Source organism: Vibrio sp. YT-16 (assembly GCF_033337405.1).
Lineage (GTDB): Bacteria > Pseudomonadota > Gammaproteobacteria > Enterobacterales > Vibrionaceae > Vibrio > Vibrio alginolyticus.
The window spans coordinates 446,051-465,988 of the sequence record NZ_JAWOQQ010000003.1; the positions used below are offsets into that span (position 1 = coordinate 446,051).

At 44.4% G+C, this 19,938-nt stretch carries 17 protein-coding genes; 8 read left to right on the forward strand and 9 right to left on the reverse strand.

Features of this window, described 5'->3' with window-relative positions; all coding sequences use genetic code 11:
- The 5 genes from R7F07_RS08095 to R7F07_RS08115 all read right to left on the reverse strand — a co-directional run.
- Positions 1–1,338 (reverse strand): VWA domain-containing protein (locus R7F07_RS08095; protein ID WP_318110474.1); only part of this gene is annotated, 1,338 nt, incomplete at its 3' end.
- Positions 1,331–2,335 carry a vWA domain-containing protein gene (locus R7F07_RS08100; RefSeq protein ID WP_171342472.1) on the reverse strand — a complete coding sequence of 335 codons (1,005 nt, stop codon included), beginning with the start codon at positions 2,333–2,335 and terminating at the stop codon, positions 1,331–1,333. The genes R7F07_RS08100 and R7F07_RS08095, both read right to left, overlap by 8 nt.
- Positions 2,328–2,804, reverse strand: a complete 477-nt coding sequence (locus R7F07_RS08105) for a DUF4381 domain-containing protein (RefSeq protein ID WP_054574933.1) — start codon at positions 2,802–2,804, stop codon at positions 2,328–2,330. Before R7F07_RS08105 ends, R7F07_RS08100 begins: the two co-directional genes overlap by 8 nt.
- Positions 2,805–2,841: 37 nt before the next feature.
- Complete coding sequence (locus tag R7F07_RS08110; protein ID WP_064354905.1) at positions 2,842–3,768, reverse strand: DUF58 domain-containing protein; 927 nt, start codon at positions 3,766–3,768, stop codon at positions 2,842–2,844.
- Positions 3,769–3,781: 13 nt separating this feature from the next.
- Positions 3,782–4,738 (reverse strand): AAA family ATPase, encoded by a 957-nt coding sequence (locus tag R7F07_RS08115; protein ID WP_025768547.1) that lies wholly within the window; start codon positions 4,736–4,738, stop codon positions 3,782–3,784.
- A gap of 310 nt (positions 4,739–5,048) precedes the next feature.
- Here R7F07_RS08115 and R7F07_RS08120 point away from each other — a divergent pair, with 310 nt between their 5' ends.
- The 8 genes from R7F07_RS08120 to R7F07_RS08155 all read left to right on the forward strand — a co-directional run bounded on the left by R7F07_RS08120 (position 5,049) and on the right by R7F07_RS08155 (position 13,949).
- Positions 5,049–6,965 (forward strand): methyl-accepting chemotaxis protein, encoded by a 1,917-nt coding sequence (locus R7F07_RS08120; RefSeq protein WP_171342473.1) that lies wholly within the window; start codon positions 5,049–5,051, stop codon positions 6,963–6,965.
- 56 nt (positions 6,966–7,021) lie between these two features.
- Positions 7,022–7,222, forward strand: coding sequence for a restriction endonuclease subunit S (locus R7F07_RS08125; protein WP_005375165.1), 201 nt, complete (start codon positions 7,022–7,024; stop codon positions 7,220–7,222).
- 246 nt (positions 7,223–7,468) lie between these two features.
- Positions 7,469–8,137: a LuxR C-terminal-related transcriptional regulator gene (locus R7F07_RS08130; RefSeq protein WP_021707603.1), complete on the forward strand. Its 669-nt coding sequence runs from the start codon at positions 7,469–7,471 to the stop codon at positions 8,135–8,137.
- A gap of 228 nt (positions 8,138–8,365) precedes the next feature.
- Entirely contained in the window at positions 8,366–9,022 is a 657-nt protein-coding gene (locus R7F07_RS08135; protein WP_005383910.1) for a LuxR C-terminal-related transcriptional regulator, read from the forward strand.
- A gap of 206 nt (positions 9,023–9,228) precedes the next feature.
- Complete coding sequence (locus R7F07_RS08140) at positions 9,229–9,819, forward strand: calcium-binding protein (protein ID WP_005375168.1); 591 nt, start codon at positions 9,229–9,231, stop codon at positions 9,817–9,819.
- A 152-nt stretch (positions 9,820–9,971) separates the two neighbouring features.
- Positions 9,972–11,690 carry a type I secretion system permease/ATPase gene (locus R7F07_RS08145; protein WP_042521608.1) on the forward strand — a complete coding sequence of 573 codons (1,719 nt, stop codon included), beginning with the start codon at positions 9,972–9,974 and terminating at the stop codon, positions 11,688–11,690.
- A complete protein-coding gene (locus tag R7F07_RS08150) occupies positions 11,665–13,005 on the forward strand; it encodes an HlyD family type I secretion periplasmic adaptor subunit (protein ID WP_005383906.1) in 1,341 nt (446 codons plus the stop codon). The genes R7F07_RS08145 and R7F07_RS08150 overlap by 26 nt, the downstream gene beginning before the upstream one ends.
- 95 nt (positions 13,006–13,100) lie before the next feature.
- Complete coding sequence (locus R7F07_RS08155) at positions 13,101–13,949, forward strand: mechanosensitive ion channel family protein (RefSeq protein ID WP_005375171.1); 849 nt, start codon at positions 13,101–13,103, stop codon at positions 13,947–13,949.
- A 95-nt stretch (positions 13,950–14,044) separates the two neighbouring features.
- On the opposite strand, the gene fhuB is transcribed toward R7F07_RS08155, so the two are convergent.
- The 4 genes from fhuB to R7F07_RS08175 are packed head-to-tail and all read right to left on the reverse strand — an operon-like array spanning position 14,045 to position 19,868.
- A complete protein-coding gene (gene fhuB, locus R7F07_RS08160) occupies positions 14,045–16,012 on the reverse strand; it encodes a Fe(3+)-hydroxamate ABC transporter permease FhuB (RefSeq protein WP_171342474.1) in 1,968 nt (655 codons plus the stop codon).
- Positions 16,009–16,938 carry an iron-siderophore ABC transporter substrate-binding protein gene (locus R7F07_RS08165; protein WP_171342475.1) on the reverse strand — a complete coding sequence of 310 codons (930 nt, stop codon included), beginning with the start codon at positions 16,936–16,938 and terminating at the stop codon, positions 16,009–16,011. Before R7F07_RS08165 ends, fhuB begins: the two co-directional genes overlap by 4 nt.
- Entirely contained in the window at positions 16,929–17,714 is a 786-nt protein-coding gene (locus R7F07_RS08170) for an ABC transporter ATP-binding protein (RefSeq protein WP_005383893.1), read from the reverse strand. The genes R7F07_RS08165 and R7F07_RS08170 overlap by 10 nt, the downstream gene beginning before the upstream one ends.
- A gap of 51 nt (positions 17,715–17,765) precedes the next feature.
- Positions 17,766–19,868 (reverse strand): TonB-dependent siderophore receptor, encoded by a 2,103-nt coding sequence (locus R7F07_RS08175; protein WP_171342476.1) that lies wholly within the window; start codon positions 19,866–19,868, stop codon positions 17,766–17,768.
- Positions 19,869–19,938 lie beyond the last annotated feature (70 nt).

Below are 19,938 nucleotides of genomic sequence, written 5' to 3' on the forward strand. Positions count from 1 at the left end.
CTGTTTTAGCTTTTCTTCTACAACCGATAGGTTTTTCTTCGCGGCTTCAAAGTTAGGCTTTTCCTCTAGCAGTTTTTTATACAAATCAGCCGCATCTTCTAATTGACCATTTTGAGCGAGCGAGTTGGCGAGGTTATAGCGGCCGTTAAGGGAGGCATCATGAGAAAATGCTTCGATAGCGGCTTCGTAGTCACCTTTTTGATAACTGGCGGCTCCTTTCCAGCTTGGGTTTGTAAATAGGTTTTGCGCCTGTTCATACTCACCTTGCTTGTAGAGTTCCGCTCCTTGTTGGTCGGCATTTAAGAACGGATTAGCTTCTGCATGCGGTGTCCACGTTACTGGGACTGCAGTCGCAACTACCACCCAAATCAGGCCGCGTCGAAACAGTAAAGCCGCAGGAAGAAGTAACAACGGCAGTAACCAAAAGCCACTGTTGAGACGAGAATCAGTTTTAACTTCTTCGCTTTGGGTCGCAGAAAGCTGGCTACCAATGTTATTGGTAAAGGCCGCGATGTTTTCAACATCACGGTTGGTGTGTTGAATAGGAACAAATAGGCCACCAGTCGTATTCGCTAGCGTTTGTAGATTTTTCAGATTTGTTTTCGCTACGACGGTTGTGCCTTGTGCCGTTTTTAGCAGAGAGCCATCGGGCAGCGCGATAGGCGCACCGTTAGGAGTCCCGACGGCAAGAACAGAAATGCGAAACTTTGTACCTTGGACTAAATCTAACGCGCGAGACAGCTCTGACGTATCAAGATCATCCGCTAACACGATGATATCGCCTTGTTGCGTGCCGGCTTGAGAAAACTGGTTGATCGCAAGTTCAATCGCGGCAGGCAGGTTTGCTCCTTGAAAAGGCATCAGCTCTGGTGACAAATTTTCGATAATCCCCGCAAGCGTGCTGGAATCAGTTGTCAGTGGACTTAAGTTATAGGCATCGCCAGCGTAAGCAATAAGTCCAGTGGCTCCCTCTTTCCATTTAGGCAGCAAATCGAGCGCCTTATAACGTGTTTGTGCTAGCCGATTGGGTTTGATGTCTGTAGCAAACATAGAGCGAGACATATCAAGCACCAAGATACGGTTTTGGTTTAACTCAAAGCTTGGTCGAGCATTGGACTGCCAGCTTGGCCCCGCTAATGAAATGCAAGTTATTGCCCAAGCTAAACCCCATAGAGTGAAGTAATGCTTAGACTGCGTGTTTTGTCCGAGCATCCGCGATAGGTGAGGGGCAATCAGTGTGGACTTTTGGGCTCTAAATTTGTGATTAAGCAAGAGTGCAATAGGGATCACGATGAGCCCCAAAAGCCAATAAGGATTGAGGAAAATAAACTCAGCCATGTTTTCTCCTTAATAGGAATAACAATACCGACAATACAAATGCAGCGCTTAATGGATATGGAAACCATTCAGACTGAGGGCGCCAAGTTTGTGTGTCGCTAGATACGGGTTCTAGCTGGTTGATGGTGTCATAAATCTTTTCGAGCTCTTCTGTATCTCGCGCTCGAAAATATTGTCCACCTGTCACCTCTGCCACTTTAGTCAGTGTTTGTTCATCTAAGTCGGCTGCGGTGTTGACTTTGCGAGTCATGAAAAACTCTTTTACCATCATTTCACCAGCGCCCACGCCCACGGTGTAAATAGTGGCGTTGTATTTTTTCGCAATTTCCGCTGCTTCTAGCGGCTCGAGCACCCCTGCAGTATTGCTGCCGTCACTGAGCAAAATCATGGCTCGTTGCGGAGCATCACTGTCTACAAAGGTTTTTGTGCCTAAACCAATACCATCACCAATGGCGGTTCGTTGACCAACCAAGCCGATGACGGTTTGATTAATCTGCTGCATGACGGTTTTGCGGTCTGCAGTGAGTGGTGTTTGCAAATAAGCATGGTCGCCAAACAAAACAACTCCGAGACGGTCACCTTTTCTCTTTGCTACGAAATCAGACAGAACTTTTTTGACTGCTGTGAGGCGATCGATATATTCGCCGTTGAGTTCCATGTCTTCCTGCTGCATCGAACCGGACAGATCGACGACTAACATCAAGTCCCGATACTTGGGTTGGAATTCAACGGGATCGCCAAACCAAACTGGACGCGCACAAGCGACGACAAGAAGGCCCCAGATCGCGATTGAAAGTGCTTTTTGCAGCGCTTGCTTAGGCTTGCTGCGATTCTCATTGGTTGGTAAGTACGCCAATTTGATCTCGGCTTGTTGAGATTCTTGTGGCAGGAACTTGTATACCAGCCATGGGATGGGCAACAAAAACAGTGCCCACCACCAGACAAATTCAATGTTTAGCCATTGGGCAAGATCGGTTATGAGTGTTTGCTCAGTCACGGTTATTTGCCTTTTTCTTTGGTGGCAAAGCGTAGGTTATCCAAAAGACACAATCGTCTACCAAGCTTTGATGCTGCCCTTGGGAAGAATTCTGATACAACGCTTCTTGCCACTGATGTTGTTTGTCTACGAATCGACTTTCTTTGGTATGGCTATCGAGAAATTCATACCAAGCGATTCCGGTTAATGGTGCGATCTCTTCACGCGGAAAGTAACTCAATGCTGCCTGGCGCAATATTTCCAGAGCAGAAGAGGGGGTATGAGGCGCGGTAGGTTGAGTTAAAAGTGTTAATGCTGTCTTTTTTGCGCGTAAGTGTTTTTTACGCCATCTCACATAAAGACAAATGCCGAAAACGAAGAGCAAGGTGGCTGCAAGCACCACCCACCATCCCCAAGCGAGCGGAAACCAATCCGGTGCGTTTGGCAAAATCAAAGGTTCAAGGTTTAGGCTTTGGTTGTTTGTTGTCATTATTATTACTGCTTAATAAATACTGCTTGTCAGTTTGTTAGCTTAATTGTGAAATTAAGGGCCAGCCACTTGATAGCGTGTTAAATGGAATTGCTATTGAATGGCATTGCTGCTTAATGGTTTCTTGATGTTGGGTAAAGTGGCTTTCGAGTTCTCTTCGTTGTCCTTTAGAGCCAAAGTTAAACCATTGACTATGCTGCCCATCCGAAGCTTTCACTTGACCTCTAAAGTCTGTTTCGCCTCTTTCTAACGGATCATAAAACTGAACGGCCCTTACGCTATTGTGTTGTTTGAGTCGACGTAGTTGTGCCAGTTCCGTTGGTGTTACGTGGGCAAAGTCACTGAGCATAATCAATTCGCTGCCTTTTGGGGTGAGCGTATGAAGTGTCTCCAATACTTGTGTATACGGCAGTGTACGAGTGTCGTTGCTTGCAGTACGAGTTACTTGCGCATTATGTATGTCGACTATGGCGTTAAGAATCCGCAGCCCTTGTCTTTGTAAAGAAGAGGGGCGAAATTCAAGACATTGATGTCCGTCATCAATCACTGCGCCGATGCGATCTTTTTTAGCTAGAGTTAGCCAAATTAGAACACTGGCAAAGTGGGCCAATTGAACGGATTTGAGTACATACTTAGATCCAAAATGTAGACTAGAACTTAGATCAAGATAAAGAATGACCGCTTGCTCTTTATCTTCTGCAAACAACTTTGTATGTGCTTTACCGGTCCTAGCGGTGACTCGCCAATCAATGCTGCGAATATCGTCGCCAGGTTGATATTGGCGCACCTCCATAAAATCCATACCTCGCCCTTTTTGGCGACTGGTATGGTTACCACTCATCTGCGACCAGAGACTCTGTGCTGGTGGTAACCAACGTACAGATTGAGTGCGATATTGGAGCAGCTCTTCAAGGGTTAATGTCACCCCATTCGCATGAGGTGGTAATGAATGTGTAGCGGACATATCACTCACCTGTTTATGCACTGCCAACAAGGTTTAGCAGTTTATCGATGACCTGGTTTGCCGTAATGCCTTCCGCTTGAGCGTGGTAACTCAACAATAAACGGTGGCGCAGTACCGGATAAGCCATGGTTTGAACATCTTCCGGAGAGACAAAATCACGACCAGCAAGCCAAGCGTGCGCACGTGCACAGCGATCAAGAGCGATGGTGGCACGCGGACTCACACCCATTGACAACCACTTGTCCAACTCAGTGTCATATTCGTTGGCTTGACGTGTCGCCATAACTAAACGGACGATGTACTGCTCTATCGTTTCCGCCATATGAATATCCAACACTTCTTTACGTGCGGTGAATATATCTTGTTGGCTTAACATTGGGCGTTCAACCTTTGCTTCGCCTTTTGCTTCTCCGCGGTTAATACGCAAGATAGATAGCTCATGCTCCGCATCTGGGTATTCCACTTCTAAATGCAATAAAAAGCGGTCTAGCTGCGCTTCAGGAAGGGGGTAGGTCCCTTCTTGCTCTATCGGGTTTTGAGTTGCCATAACCAAAAACAACTCTGGCAGCGGGTAGGTATGACGACCTGCTGTGACTTGTTTCTCTGCCATTGCTTCAAGCATTGCCGCTTGTACTTTGGCTGGCGCACGGTTTATCTCATCCGCAAGAATAAGCGAGTTGAAGATAGGACCTGATTGGAAAGTGAATTCTCCGGTTTCGGGACGGAAGATATCGGTGCCGGTTAAATCGGCTGGCAGCAAATCAGGGGTGAACTGAATGCGGTGGAAGTCGCCTTCAACACAGTCTGAGAGTGATTTTACTGCACGGGTTTTTGCTAACCCAGGAGGGCCTTCAACTAAAATATGCCCATCCGCAAGAAGCGCAACAAGCAGTTGCTTTACCAGATCTTGCTGTCCGATGATCTGCGACTCTAAGTATTGCTGAAGAGTTTCGAAGTTAGATTTATGCATGCTTTGGACTCTCGGTATCCATATGATTTTCGTGTTGAGTATTGGTCATTTTCCATGTGAAAAAAGTTCCAACGCTCTATTGCAATTTATCTTTTCAATATTGGGACGCTACAGAGAATTGCAAGTACGTGCTATCTCTGAAAGTGCTTATTTGACAGTGTGTTACATTTATTTTTCATAATATAATGAGAAATGCCTCTAGTTTTGTACATATGAGCCGATAAAGATTCCGTGGTGTGCGTGTCATGAGATATGCACCTGATTCCCCTTGTGGGGCCAATAACAAGTGATTCTTTTAAAAGGTCCGAATATGTTGAAACTTCATTCCTTGAGCATCAAACAGAAGGTTGTACTTGGCATTACGTTTGCTGTTCTAGCATCAACAATCATTGTTGGTGTTATGGCTCAGCGTCATGCGAGAGATGTATTGAGCCATCGTCTTATTGACATCGAGCTACCTGCGATGTTGCAGCAAATCAATACCGAAATTGACCGCGAAGTTGTCGAAATGCAACAAGCGGCAAAACAGCTGGCTACAAACGAATTTATTGTTGAAGCCCTATCTAATACAGACCGTGATCCGTCAGTAGAAGTTCAGTTGGTTCAGCAGCTCAATAACGTTAAATCACAGTATGGTCTTAATGATGCGTCGGTAGCGAATCGTCAAACGGCATATTACTGGAATCAAAACGGATTCTTACGTCAACTTAACCGAACGCAAGATGCTTGGTTCTTTGGATTTACGTCGTCTGGTCAAGAAACGTCCGTGAGTGTGTTCCAAGAGGCAAATGGCGAAGTGAAAATGTTTGCCAATTTCCAAGATATTAATGGTACATCAATGTCAGGTCTCTCTAAATCTATGGGAGATATGGTTGCTTTGCTCAATGGGTTTAAAATTGAAGATACGGGTTACGTGTTCCTCACTAATGAACAAGGCCAGATTCAAATACACCGCCAACAAGGTAAGAACCAAACTTCTATCACTAAACTATTTGGTAGTGACGCAAGTGCGCTGTTGAACAAAAATAGCTTCAACCTAATTAATGTGGAGTTTGAAGGGCAGGATACTTTTGTTTCTAGTTTGTATGTTCCTTCAATGAACTGGTTTGTTATTGGCGTGGTTCCCGTTGATGAAGTATTCGCTGACCTGAATGCGACAGCTAAAAAAATGCTGTTTACGACCATCATTGTTGCCGTTGTATTCATCCTCATGGGCGTATGGTTAGCAAACAGCATTACGAAACCAATCCGACTGATTGCCGATCGTTTTACCGACCTTGGGCAAGGTGAAGGCGATTTGGCGCAGCGTATTGAAATTAAGGGTAATGATGAAATTGCTCAGCTTTCAAAAGGCTTTAATGGATTTATTGAGAAGATTCATGCCACGATGAAAGAGGTTGCTTTAACCAGTGGCTCATTAAGTCAAGCGGCAGAAAGTGTGTCAACGAAAGCAACATCCACACACGACAACAGCCAAGAGCAGCGTGATCAAACCATTCAAGTAGTTGCAGCTATCAACCAAATGGGTGCGACCATCAGTGAAATTGCATCGAACGCTGCTACCGCTGCTGATACGGCAAATCAGGCTTCAGATAACACTCAAACTGGTCGAGAAGTTGTGATGAAAGCAAAAGAGGTGATCAGCCGCCTAGCCGATGATGTTGAAACAACCAATATTGTTGTTACGCAGTTGGCATCGACAACCAAAGATATTGGCTCGATTCTGGGTGTAATTCGTGACATCTCTGAGCAAACGAATTTACTTGCGCTAAACGCTGCAATTGAGGCTGCTCGTGCTGGTGAGCAGGGACGTGGTTTTGCGGTTGTTGCTGATGAGGTAAGAAACCTAGCTTCACGCACGGCTGATTCTACAGAAGAGATTCAGCGCATGATCAATCAGCTTCAAAGTGACGCACAAGACGCGGTAAGTGCTATGGAAGCGGGCAAAGCGGTCACCATAGAAGGGGTTACTTCTACCGATGAAGCAGTCGAGGTATTAATCAGTATTTCTGAACGAATCACCGACATCTCTGATCGTAATACACAGGTTGCAACGGCGACGGAAGAGCAATCCACGGTGGTGCATACCATTAATCAAAATATCGAAGAAATCAACGCGATAAATGAAATGACAACCGCGACAGCAGAAGAGTTGGCGGATGCAAGTCGCGATCTTCAAGCGCTCTCTTCTCGTTTGGACAAGATGGTTGGTAGCTTCAAGTTATAGAGTTGGATAGAATAGGCGAAGTTTAAAAGTTCAATCATTAATTTTAGGTAAGTACTATGAATGACTTCGAAAAAGAACTAGAGCAAATTTCTCAAGAAACCGCTCAGGAGCCAGAAGTAAAACTGCCGTCGCTAGAAGAGCAAAAAGCGATCGTCGCTGAGCTGAAAAAGCTGGAAGCGGAAGGTAAGCTGACGCCAGAAGTGTTAGAACAACACTTTGGTAAGTTTAACCAAAAAAACGCAGTTCCAATCCACTAAGTTAGGTGGTGTTTTGCCTCTAACGTGTGTGATTAAATCACCTGCTCAAACACAAAAAGGGAGTTTATACTCCCTTTTTTAATGTCTGAAAAATGCTAATACCTCTCACATACTTGCCACTTAAAAATTATTGACACTTCAATGAGTTATTAATTAGTACTAGTGATTTTCATACTTGACAATACTACCGCTCTATCTAAATCTATTGCGTATTTCAATAAAAACGACCAAGGGAATGCGATCAGGATGGAGCAGCAAAAAAAAAGAAACGTTATTTTAATCACGGAGGGAAGTCTACAGTCATCTCTGTTGAAAGATGTATTGGAGACCAAACTCGGTATTAGTGTTGCTCTAATCACGCCAGATAATCTGATTCACGGAGTGTTACATGAATCTCTTGCATCAGCCATTATTGTTGATTGCAGCGTGATCACGGATGAAATTTTTCGCCGTTATGCGGAGTTTAAAGCGGCCAAGCAGAAAGACACGCTTGAAATCTTAATTAATTGTGAGCAATCCATATCGACAGAAGATCTCTTTGCTTGGCGTACTTTGGCCGGTATTTTCTATACCTCTGATGATATAAAAACGTTGCAAGTTGGTATTGGTAAGGTGCTTCAAGGAGATATGTGGTTCAGCCGTAAGTTTTCTCAGCAGTACATTACTTACCTTCGTCGACATTGCAAACCTATAAATAAGAATGTTTCCGCTATTCTGACCAAACGAGAGCAACAAATAATTACCTTTCTTTCCATGGGGGCGTCCAATCAACAAATCGCCGAACAATTATTTGTCAGCGAGAATACGGTAAAAACGCATTTACATAATATTTTCAAGAAGATTGATGTGAAAAATAGAGTTCAAGCACTTATTTGGGCAAAGGAAAATATTTCAGACAACTCGTTAACGGTGTAATGCTATTGCAATATTAGGTTGCCTAATTTAGTAAACTCTTAATAATTTCTGTGACCTGAATGTGTTAAAAGTGTTTCTTTTATGAGAAACACTTTTTTTGATTCTCTTTTTAATAACTTTAGAATTTAAAAAAGTAGCAAATAACTTTACTCTGTGAACTAGCACTTACATATCAAACTAAGTGCTGACGATTAACTACTAATTTAAGAATGTTAAGTCACTGAAAGTATGAGAAACATTATGGAACAGTATATGGAAAAGCCTGAAATCCTAATGCTCACTCAACAAAGTTTACAGAGTGAAAACTTTAAGGAAATGCTTTCTAAAAATACAGAAACTAAAATAACGATCATTGATACTAAAAACCCTAGCTATCATGAACTCATTCCGGAACGCTACTTTTTGCTTGTTGATTTTTCAGTTGAGATCCCTTCCGAAACTTTAGTTTATTTAAAAGATAGTAATAAAGTGCTAGGAACCATAATGCTTAATCTAGGTTATGACTTAGACACAGAAGAACTCGCTTCTTGGCCTCATGTAAAAGGTATATTTGGTCCAGGAGATTCAATGGACAAGGTTTGTCAGGGATTAAAAGCAATAATAAAAGGGGATAACTGGCTGTCTCGAAGATTACTTGATCAGCTAGTAAATTATTATCGAGGTAGAGAAGCAAATAACATTATCGAACCTGCTATTGAGGTTGAGCTTACTCGGCGTGAAGTTCAGGTTTTAAAAATGTTGAAAGAAGGTGGTTCAAATATGGAAATCGCTGATTCTTTATTTATCAGCGAGCATACTATTAAATCACATCTATACAATATTTTTAGAAAGTTAGAAGTAAAGAACCGTACGCAAGCTACAAGTTGGGCTAAGAGAAACCTGTAGTACTAGTATTAACTTGCTGTAATAAAAAGAAAATACTCTATAAAGTACTAAATTTTATATTTATTATTAAAATGTCAGTCTGAAATATCATCCCATATTCAAACTTATTCCTATTCAGTTGACTATTAGACTTCTCATGTCGTGACGAATCTAGTCAGACGTGGAACAGAAGGTCTATTCAATTAATAAGCTAAGAGGGAATAAAAATGAGCGCAAGTGACAATGACACGTATTTAGGCGATGCAGGTGTAAATAACCAATTTGCTGATTTCGATGGCGGCGATGATTTGTTTATCGGTTTTGGTGGTAATGACTCGTTTGTTGGCGGTGGCGGTAATGATTATGTGATCGGCGGCGACGGCGACGATCGCCTAACTGGTGGTGCTGGAGATGACATCCTTAGGGCTGGTACAGGAAACGACTACCTCGGCGGTGGTACCGGTAATGACTTGCTGTTGGGTTTGTTGGGTGACAATAAATTAAATGGTGGTGTCGGTGAAGATATTCTTGTTGCTGGTTCTGGTGACAACGTTTTAGTTGGCGGCAGCAATGGCGATAAGTTTGTGTTCACGGATAAGTTTGGTGGCCATGGCGAAGCCAAAGTTGTTGATTTCACCATTGGTGAAGACTCTTTGCACATCATTAGCGACTCTGTCACTGACTTTGGTGATTTAAGCTTTAGCTACGATGCAGTTGGGAATGCAGTGTTTACCGATGGGGCTGATCTAACAGTGAAACTTATTGGCGTGACTGAAACTGACATCAACACCTATGGTGCAGATCTGTTCGTAATCTAAACGACTGAAAATAACTCTGGATGGGAATTAGTTTGCGTGGCTCTGCCATGCTGAGGTGAACTAATCGGACACTCTAGAGCGATTTGAGGTTACCTTAAGCTAGGCGCTAGTATTTCTGGCGCCTACAATTTTCACGTTAAACGGAAGTAGTCGTGCAAAAAACGGTTTTCAAAGAAGTGAAACAAAAACTATGCACGCTTGCGGGCTTGCTGATCGTTTTTAGCCTTTTTATCAACTTATTGGTTCTCTCGATTCCGTTGTACATGCTTCAAGTGTACAACCGAGTGATATCTTCCTACTCAACCGATACTTTATTCTTGCTCACTGTCATCGTAATTGTCGCGTTGTTAACCATGTCCATCATCGACATTGCACGAGCACAAATGAGTAAATCTTTTGGTTATTGGATGGACACAAAACTCTCCGCTTTCATGCTCAAGCGCACGATTCAATATCAATCACATACCGGGAAGAGTTATACCTCGCAAACTCTGAGAGACATTCAGAACATCAAAAGCTTTTTGAGCAGTCAAGCACCTTACCCACTGTTGGATGCGCCCTGGACACCGCTGTTTATTTTATTTGTGTATTTATTGCACCCGATATTAGGTCACATCGCGTTACTTGGATCTATCGTATTGTTTAGCCTAGGTCTACTTAATGAGCTAATGACGCGTAAAACAATGCAAGAGAGCGAAGTCAGAGCGATTTCTCATATCAACAACGCAGAATTAGCCACGCAAAACTCCAATTCAATTCTCGCAATGGGGATGATGAATGCATTTTTAGAGAAGTGGCAGTCGCGCGTGAGTGAAGTGAATGTGCTTGAAGAGCGAGTTGCAGGTAAGTCTATCTACATGGCTAACTTTTCTAAGTTTGTGCGTGGATCACTACAGATATTTTTACTGGGAGGTGGTGCATGGTTAGTAATCCAACATGAGATAACGGCAGGGGCGATGATCGCGAGCTCCATATTAATGAGTCGGGCATTATCGCCGATGGAGCAGGCGATAGGCACGTGGCGAAGTGCGATGTCTGCTAAAGGCGCCTATAAAAGGTTGAAAGAAATCGATGCGATCGTGCGCCAAGATGAATCAGATATGCCACTGCCTAAACCAAAAGGACACTATGAGCTTACCGGACTAGCCTATCGCCATCCTGGAGCAACCGAACCAGTGCTCTCATCGCTCAGCTTATCGATTCCTCCGGGTGTTGCTGTTGGGGTGATTGGCCCTTCTGGTACGGGTAAATCGACGTTTGCTCGGCTGTTATTAGGTACGGTTAAGCCATTAGCGGGTAAAGTGACTCTTGACGGTATGGAAGTCTCCGTATGGGCATCTGAAGATCGCGGCGTACATTTTGGGTATCTCGCTCAAGAGGTGGAGTTATTTCCTGGCACAATTCGAGAGAACATCGCACGCTTTAAAGAAGAAGACCCCGCTAAAGTCATCAAGGCGGCGCAACTAGCAGGATGTCATGAATTAATACTCAAGAAAAACAAAGGCTATGATTGCATTATTGGTGAAAATGGCCGTGGTTTATCTGGGGGGGAAAGGCAGAGAATCGCTCTTGCAAGAGCCGTTTATGGCGACCCATCTATTGTGATTTTCGATGAAGCGAATGCCAACCTCGATGGTGAGGGAGAGGCTGCGTATCAACGTTTAATTGCCCATTTAAAAGCACAGAGTACAACGATTATCGTCATTGCCCACAATCCGAGTACGTTACGACAAATGGATAGGCTGTTGTATTTGGCTGACGGCCGAGTCAAGTTATACGGCGCTAAAGATGAAGTATTAAAACGTTTGATGGGCGAAGAAAGAACAGATATCCCAAGGGTAAGAAATGAGCAATCAACTGCCAACCGTTAATCAGAGTTCTACCGAGATCGTATACCGTTTTAGCCCCAAAGCGAGACTAAGCTTTCGAAAACCAATTTTACTTGGTGTGGTGACCTTAAGTGTTTTTCTTGGAGGCCTTGGCTACTGGGCTGCAACAGCCAAATTAGAAAGTGCAGCGATTGCTTATGGTGATTTGTCTGTTCTCACTAAGCGACAAGAAATTCAGCATTTAGAAGGCGGTATTATTGAAAAGCTATATGTACAGGAAGGGGATTTAGTCGAAAAAGGTCAGTTATTGATTCAACTTTCTAAGCGTCAAGCTATGGCTAAGTTGGATTCGTTAAGTGGTCGTTTTATCCATACTCTAGCAAAGGAAAACCGTTTAAGTGCGGAGCTTGATGAGCTTCCAACGATTGTATGGTCTGATGATCTTGAAAGCATTCCCCGTGTCGATATCGTACAAGAAGCACAACTGGTTCAAAACAAGATCTTTGAAGCGAGAAAGCGATTCTTTGATAGTAAACTGAGTATCATTGAGCAGAGTATTTCTGGAGCAAACTTAGAGCTTGAAAACCTTCAGCAAACCAAAGTGATTGAGACGGAACGGCTCAACTTTATTGCTGAAGAAATAGACAGCAACCAAGCCTTGGTGCAAAAAGGTTTCTCGGGAAAATCTACTTTACTTCAACTCAAGCGCTTAGCAGCGGAGGTGAGAAGTACCTTAAGCCAGTTAGATAGGCAGTCGCTCACCGTTAGAAAAAGGTTAGATGAGAACCTAGCGCAAATTGAAGAGTTGAAGCTTGAAAGGCTGAATGAGATTGTCGAGGAACTACGAAATACCAAAACGGAAATTGTCGCAATTCGGGAAGAATATCGCTCCGCTCAAGATATTGTCGCAAGAACAACGATCAACGCACCTATTTCTGGTCGCGTAGTCAACATGCAAGTGTTTACCGAAAAAGGTGTGATTGGCTCGGGTGAAACGTTACTAGAACTGGTCCCGCAAGACGATAAGTTGTTAGTCGAGGCTCGTGTTAATCCTCAGGATATTGATTTAGTGAATCCAGGCCAGCAAGCGCATGTTCGTCTGACCGCTCTGAATGCACGGACGTTGGCACCTTTAGACGGTACTGTGCTGACGATTTCTGCCGATAAGCTCTCGCAAGAAAACCAAGAAGATTTTTATCTCGCTAGAATTGCAATTTCACCGGAAGATGTGACAAAACATCGTTTAACCTCAGGCATGAATGCCGAAGTGCTTATTTTATCTGAGCCACGAACGCCATTGAGCTACCTAATAAAGCCAATTACAGAAAGCATGAATCGCGCCTTTAGAGAGGAGTAATTTCAAAAAGACTTGAGTGAGCACGGACAACAGACAAAATAATTTGTTATCGTTAGCTGTTACTGGGCCGTATTTTTATTCGAGGGAGCCGTGGAATGGAGAAAGTGCAGTTAGTTGTCGATTTTCTTCTCACTCATAAATTGATTTTTACCGCACTGATCTTTGCGATTATGTGGTTAATTCGTCGTGCAATTTTATCGATGATTCGTGGTGATCACGCTTTTCTCTCAGAAGATCAGCGTAGTTGGATGTCCAGAACTAAAAATGGCACCTTTGCTGTTACATTACTGATTTTATTTATTTTATGGCAATCAGAAATTAACGAGTTTGCTCTGAGTGTAACGGCGATTGCCGTTGCCATTGTAGTGGCATCCAAAGAAATCATTTTGTGTTTTACGGGTTCGATTCAAAGAGCAAGTTCGCGTTCTTTTCGCGTTGGAGACTGGATTGAGGTCGGAAAGTTGTGTGGTGAAGTGATTGAGCACAATATGATGGCGACGGTGATTCAAGAGATCGACCTGCATCATGGGCAATATCATTACACCGGCAAAACAGCGACATTGCCTAATAGTATGTTCTTTACCTATCCAGTAAAGAACCTCAACTTCATGAAGCGGTACGTTTACCACAACTTTTCTGTAGTGGTGAAAGACTTCGTCAATTTGTATCCACTGTTACCGATTTTAACTGATAAAATTGAAGAACATTGCAGTTACTTTGCTGATGTTGCACATCGTTACAATGCGATGATTGAAAAACATGCCGGTGTTGACCTTCCTGGTTCTGAGCCACATATGCATATTTCTAGCAACATTAATGGTGAACAAATTCTGCACGTGATGATTTTCTGCCCAACCGATAAAGCTAACCACTTAGAGCACTTAATTCGTAAGGACTTTATGGAACTTTATGAGCAACGTTTTCCTGTAGTGCGAGAAGAATAGAGCATCGTACTTCGCCTTTAATTTCAAACCCCGCTATCAAAATAGCGGGGTTTGTTTTTCTTAGCGTATTTTTAGGCTGTAACAATATTCCCAACTTAGCTGAATTTACTCTTCAGCATTAAAAATAGGAAGTAAGTGCTGCCTATAATAGCGACCAACGTGCCAGCTGCGACCTGACTTGGATAAATAGCGATTTGTCCTAGCCAATCTGCCCACAACATTAGGGTTGCGCCAATTAAGGCACCGACACACAGTTGCTCTTTCACTTTTCTTGCTCCTAACATCATCGCCATATGGGGAGCGACCAAGCCAACAAAAGATATTGGACCAACTGTAGCGGTAGAAAAGGCGCATAACAAAGCAACGATGGTGAGCATAAGCGTATTGGCTACGGTAGGGTTAAGCCCTCGTGCATTTGAGAATTGTCGCCCGATGGCAATTAGTGTTAGCCAACGAGAAATCGAGAATACAGCGGCAAGCAGAACTATTATGGCCAAACATAGCATCAGTGCGGTGTCGGCTGTGACTCGATAAATAGAACCAGTTAGCCACAATAAAATTTTGTAACTGTCACCAGAACTTTGAGCTAGCGAAAATTGAACGAGGGCTTCTAGTAGTGCCGTTAGTGCGATGCCGGACAACACGAAGTTAGATGGATTAAAATGGCTTCGTTTACCGATAATCAGCAATAACATCAATACGGACATACTTCCGAAAAAAGCGATACCCCAGCTAAATGCGGAGAGAAGCGACCCAGCGATGACTCCTGTCGTTATAATGGCAAACGTGGCTCCGGAAGACACACCGAGAATATCGGGACTTGCCAGAGGGTTATAAACAATGCGTTGCAAAATGATTCCGGCAACGGATAGCGCAATACCGACAGAAAGTGCGGTTAACATTCGCGGCCAACGCAATTGCCATTGGAACTCACCTGGCACAGACCATTGGATCCCGTTTATACCATGGGTAACGAATGAGTAAGCTAGAATCCCAACCAGACTGAATAGCGCAATGCTGCATACCGCGCGTTTAGAAAGCGCCGTTTTTCCTTGGCTCATTGAAAGGTTAAGTTGATCGGTTGCCGTCAGTTTTTTACGAGTAAACCAAATTAAAGCGGGAGCGCCAATAGCTGCAGCCGCTACGCCGCTAGGAATGGTTTCCTCTAACCATAAGCTCAGCGAGATAGCGGCAGAGTCTGTGATGATTAGTAGCATTGCGCCCAAAAGCATGCTGCTGATCAATTCGTCGCGCGGTGTTCTTGCCCCCATCGCTCTGGCAATATTGGGTGTCAGTAATCCGATGAAGCTGATAATACCAACTGCGGTGATGGAGGCAGATACCAGCCAAATACCCATCACCATTAACGCACCAAACGCGGGTAATACCGCTAAGCCTCGGGCTGCTGCGCCTTCTTGTCCTAGTTTCATTAAGGTCAGAATACGTGGTGCGACGATCAAAATTACGATTGCGATAGCGCAGCGAGGCAATAACCACTCAAACCAATCCCAGCTGTATTGAGAGAGGTCTCCTGCTCCCCACATAAAAATATTCTGTGCGAACTGGGCGTTTAAAATAATAATGGCTGTGGCGATAGAACCGAGCAAGATATTGATCACCATCCCCGAAACGACCAACGGCAAACCTGTCATATTACGCACACCGGCAATTGATACGATCAGGCCAAACGCCACTAAAGCCCCAAACATTGCGGCTAATGCAGAGTAATCGGCGACCCAATCGACGAACCAAATGTTTACCACGACTAATGCAAGCCAAGCACCAGAAGAGGTGCCAAGAGTCAACGGCGAGGTGAGGTTATTCTGCGTTAATTGCTGCATTAAGCTGCCGGTGAGACCAAGCATGGCACCAACAAGCAGGGTCATACTTAACCTAGGAAGTTGCGCTTGCGTAAAGAATACATCACGAAACTCGGTTGCTACCTCTGGTTTTGTTAATAATTGCCATTGTTCGAAAAGTGATAAATTAGTATCAATTTGTAGGCTAAAGACGCTAAGTAACGTAATCAGCGCCAGATAACCAATATAATGTTTCGTTCTCATTGTTCTGGTGCCAACTCTATTAGACTGTCGGTAATCGCTTCAGCGGTGTATTGCAAAGACATGGCACCGCCATACGCCCACACTGCTCTGACTGAATTTACCCGCTGCTTTTTCACAAACGGCATCGCTTGCCAAAGTGGCGACTCTTTCAGTTTTCGTTCTTCTGGGAAAGGTTGTACGTAGAGAACGTAGCTGTTTTGAAGGCCCTGAAGCCGATTGATTCGATCTTGCTTTACTCCCCACGCTCGTGGGTCCTCTTTAATTGGAGCCTGTAATCCCAGTTTTCTAACCACGTAGTCAGTGGTGGAGTTTTCGGTTGCAAGTAATACAGTATTCGGAGTTGAAAATCGCATCACAAGAACGCTGAGTGGAGAAGAGTAATAGTGGCGAATTCGCTGGCGCATCTGCGCAAATGAAGAATCTAATTCTGCCAGTTTCTGTTCAGCAAGTGCCTCTTTATTGAATAGCTTGCTGAGCGTACGAAAGTGACGAATGGCCGTTTCAGCAGCGGCCTCATTTTCAGAAAAATTAGGTAAATAGATTACCGGAGCAATTTGTTTGAGTAACGGAATCAAGTCTTGCTGTGGAGACGCAGCAAGGATGACATCTGGTTTCAAACTGGCTATTTTTTCTAAGTTGGGCTCTGCTCGGGTTCCAATATCTTCAATTGATTCTGGTGCAGTTGGATTGACGACCCATTGGCGGTAGCCTGGTAAATTTGGGGCTGCGATTGGTTCTACGTTTAGCGCCAAAACTTGTTCTAAGATGTCCCAGTTTAAGGCTACAACGCGTTGTGGCGCGTGCTCAAAACTATGCTCACCATATTCATCGGTAACGGTGATGACTGCATGTGCATTGGTCATAAAAAATGCGAGGAGAAAAGCAGATTGTGTAACCACGGTAAGTAAACGAGCCATTATGCGCATACAACAGCCACCTTTTGGCTCGCTAATGTGTTAGCCGGGCTTGGGTGCTCAATCAGCTTAATTGGTGACTCATATAGTTTAGAAAGGCGTGCCTCGTCTAACAACATGTCGGCGTTGCCTTCAAAGGCAATCTTACCTTTTTTGAGCGCAACAATGTGGGTGGCGTAGCGCAGTGCTAAGTTCAGATCGTGCAGGATCACGATAATGCCTACATTCTCGGTTCGATTCAGTTCTGCCAGCAGCGCCATTAGTTGAAACTGATGGTGAACATCGAGCGCCGAGGTTGGCTCATCGAGAATTAAAATTGGCGATTGTTGAGCCAGTAGCATAGACACCCAAGCACGTTGGCGTTCGCCGCCCGATAAGTCATCCGCCAAAGCTTGAGCAAAAGGTGTAACTCCTGTTCGTTCCATAGCCTGCGTGATGATCTGTTTGTCTTCGGTTTTCCAACGACCAAGTGCCCCACGCCACGGAAAGCGACCTAAGCGCACTAGCTCTTCTACCGTTAAACCAGCCGAAGAGGGCAGCTTTTGTGGCAAATAGGCGATCTGTTTTGCCAACTCTTTGGTTTTGAGTGATGAAAGGGAAGTATCGTTTAGTGTTACCGTGCCTTTATCTGGTGGCATTTGACCAGAAAGCAGGTTCACCAGTGTCGACTTACCTGAACCGTTATGGCCTAAAACGACCGTTAGCTCATTTGTTGGGATGTTAAGTTGTTCGATGCCGAGGATCTGACGTCCACCTCGCACGATCTCAATATTAGACAGTTGAAACATGGATGGCTCTTAGGAGAAAACTCCCCTCAATAGAGGGGAGTAGAAGTACAATTACCAGCGGTAGTTTGCGTTTAGCATAACAGAGCGAGACTGGCCGTAGTAACACCAGTAATCGCAACCTGAAACAAACTCTTTATCTAGGATGTTGTTCACGTTTAGCTGTGCTTGCCACTGTGAAGTGATGTCGTAAGTGACTGACGCATCCCAAAGAGTGACTGAAGGAACAGTTAGGTTCGAGCTCTTAGGGTTATCTTTTGACTCACCTACGTAGCGCACACCAGTACCGATATTGAGGCCTGGAATCAGGCTGTAGGCACTGTAGTCTACCCATGCAGACGCTTGGTGCTCAGGAATAAGTGCGGCTTGTTTTTTACCTTGGCCAAAGCTCTCATCTGTTTTCGCTTTAGTGTAGGTGTAGCTTGCCATCAGCTTTAGATCGTCGGTTAGCTGCGCCGTGCTTTCTAGCTCAATACCTTGAGATGTCACTTCACCTGTTTGTGTCGCAATCCATGTTGATGGGTTAGTAACCAACGCGTTCTTTTGCGTGATGTCGAACCATGCAAGGTTGATAAAGCCATCCATAAAGTTTGGCTCATACTTCACACCCACTTCTACTTGCTCGCCTTCCAGCGGTTTGTAAAGTTCATTGGTTGCCGCATCAATAGTGCTGATCACTTCAAACGACTGAGAGTAGTTTGCGTAAGGTGACAGGCCATTGTTTGCAAGGTACATCACACCCGCACTTAGAGAGAGCTGACCATCATCACGAGATTCACTTTGATCAACGGTAGCGCCTTTGCCAGAGTTTTCTGTTTTCACCCAATCGTAACGAGCACCTATGTTACCAATCCACTGTTCATGCAGTTTCAATTGGTATTGTGAATAGAGACTTGCTTGAGATTTCTCAATCTCACGTTTCACGTTGTTGGCAGGATCAAGAGGGGTGAAGTTGCCGTAAACTGGGTTCCACGGATTGATGGTACCAAATGCGTAGTTGTCCTGCTCGTCGCCATCGGTTTTGTGGAATTGCAGATCCATACCGATAAGCACTGTGTGCTCTGCGTTGTCTGTCATCCAGTTGCCGACGGCATTGTTATCGAACGTGATGCTCTGGTTTTTTCCGTCACGGAATACGATGCCTTGCGTTAACTCTTCTTTCGCTGGATCGTTGTTTGAGAACGCGTAAGAGCTGCGCAAGTACAACTCATTCGAACCGTAGTTGAGGTTTTGCGAGAGTGACCACGTGTCATTGATGTCGTGCTCTAGTAAGTAACCTAGAGAAAACTGCGTGCGTTCGTATTTATCGTAGTTTGGCTGACCAAGGTTAGTCGAAGGATCGATTTTGCCAAAGTTAGAACCAATCAGAGTACCTGCTGCCGGGAAGAATGGGTTAGTTGGTACACCGTCATCATGAAGGTAAGTTGCCAAAACGGTCAGCATTGTACGGTCAGAAATGTCGAACTCGACACTTGGCGCTAGGTAGAAACGCTCGTTATTTGTGCCGTCCAGTTCACCATCTTGGCTTGTCATCAAGCCAACCAAACGATAGCGCACAGTGCCTGCGTCGTTTGCTTCGTCAGCAATGTCAAAACCTACGGATTGGTGTTGGTTGTTGCCAACTTCGACTTTTACTTCGCCTTGAGGCGTAAACGTTGGTTTTTTCTGCACCGCATTCACGATACCGCCTGGTGCCGATTCACCAAACAGAATAGCCGATGGACCTTTAACGACTTCTACACTTTCTAGGCCGTAAGGTTCGACCAACCATGTGTAGTAACCATCGCGGAATAGGCGGTTGCCGTTTAGGTAAGTCGCTGCATCAAATCCACGAACTTTGAACCAATCAGTGTCGTTGTCTGCGCCATAAGGCTGAGCGGTTACACCAGACGTGTAGCGTAATGCTTCATCTAGCTTTTTCGGTGCACGAACACGAAGTTCATCTTCAGAAATGATAGATACGCTGCGCGGCGTTTCTGCTGCCGGGGTTTCTACTTTAAGTGCTTGCGCGGTGACCGTTATGGTCTCCATGGCAATCACGTCATCTTGTACGACGTCTTCTTGAGCTTGTGCTGTGAATGCAACCACTGCTGTAGGTGCTAAAGCACAAACCAACGCGTTGCGGATAGCGATGGTCAGTGAGTTATTCTTTTGCATAAATCTATTCCCGATAATTATGATTAACGCTAAGCTTAATTGTAATTATTATCATTTGAGCTTTTGTTTC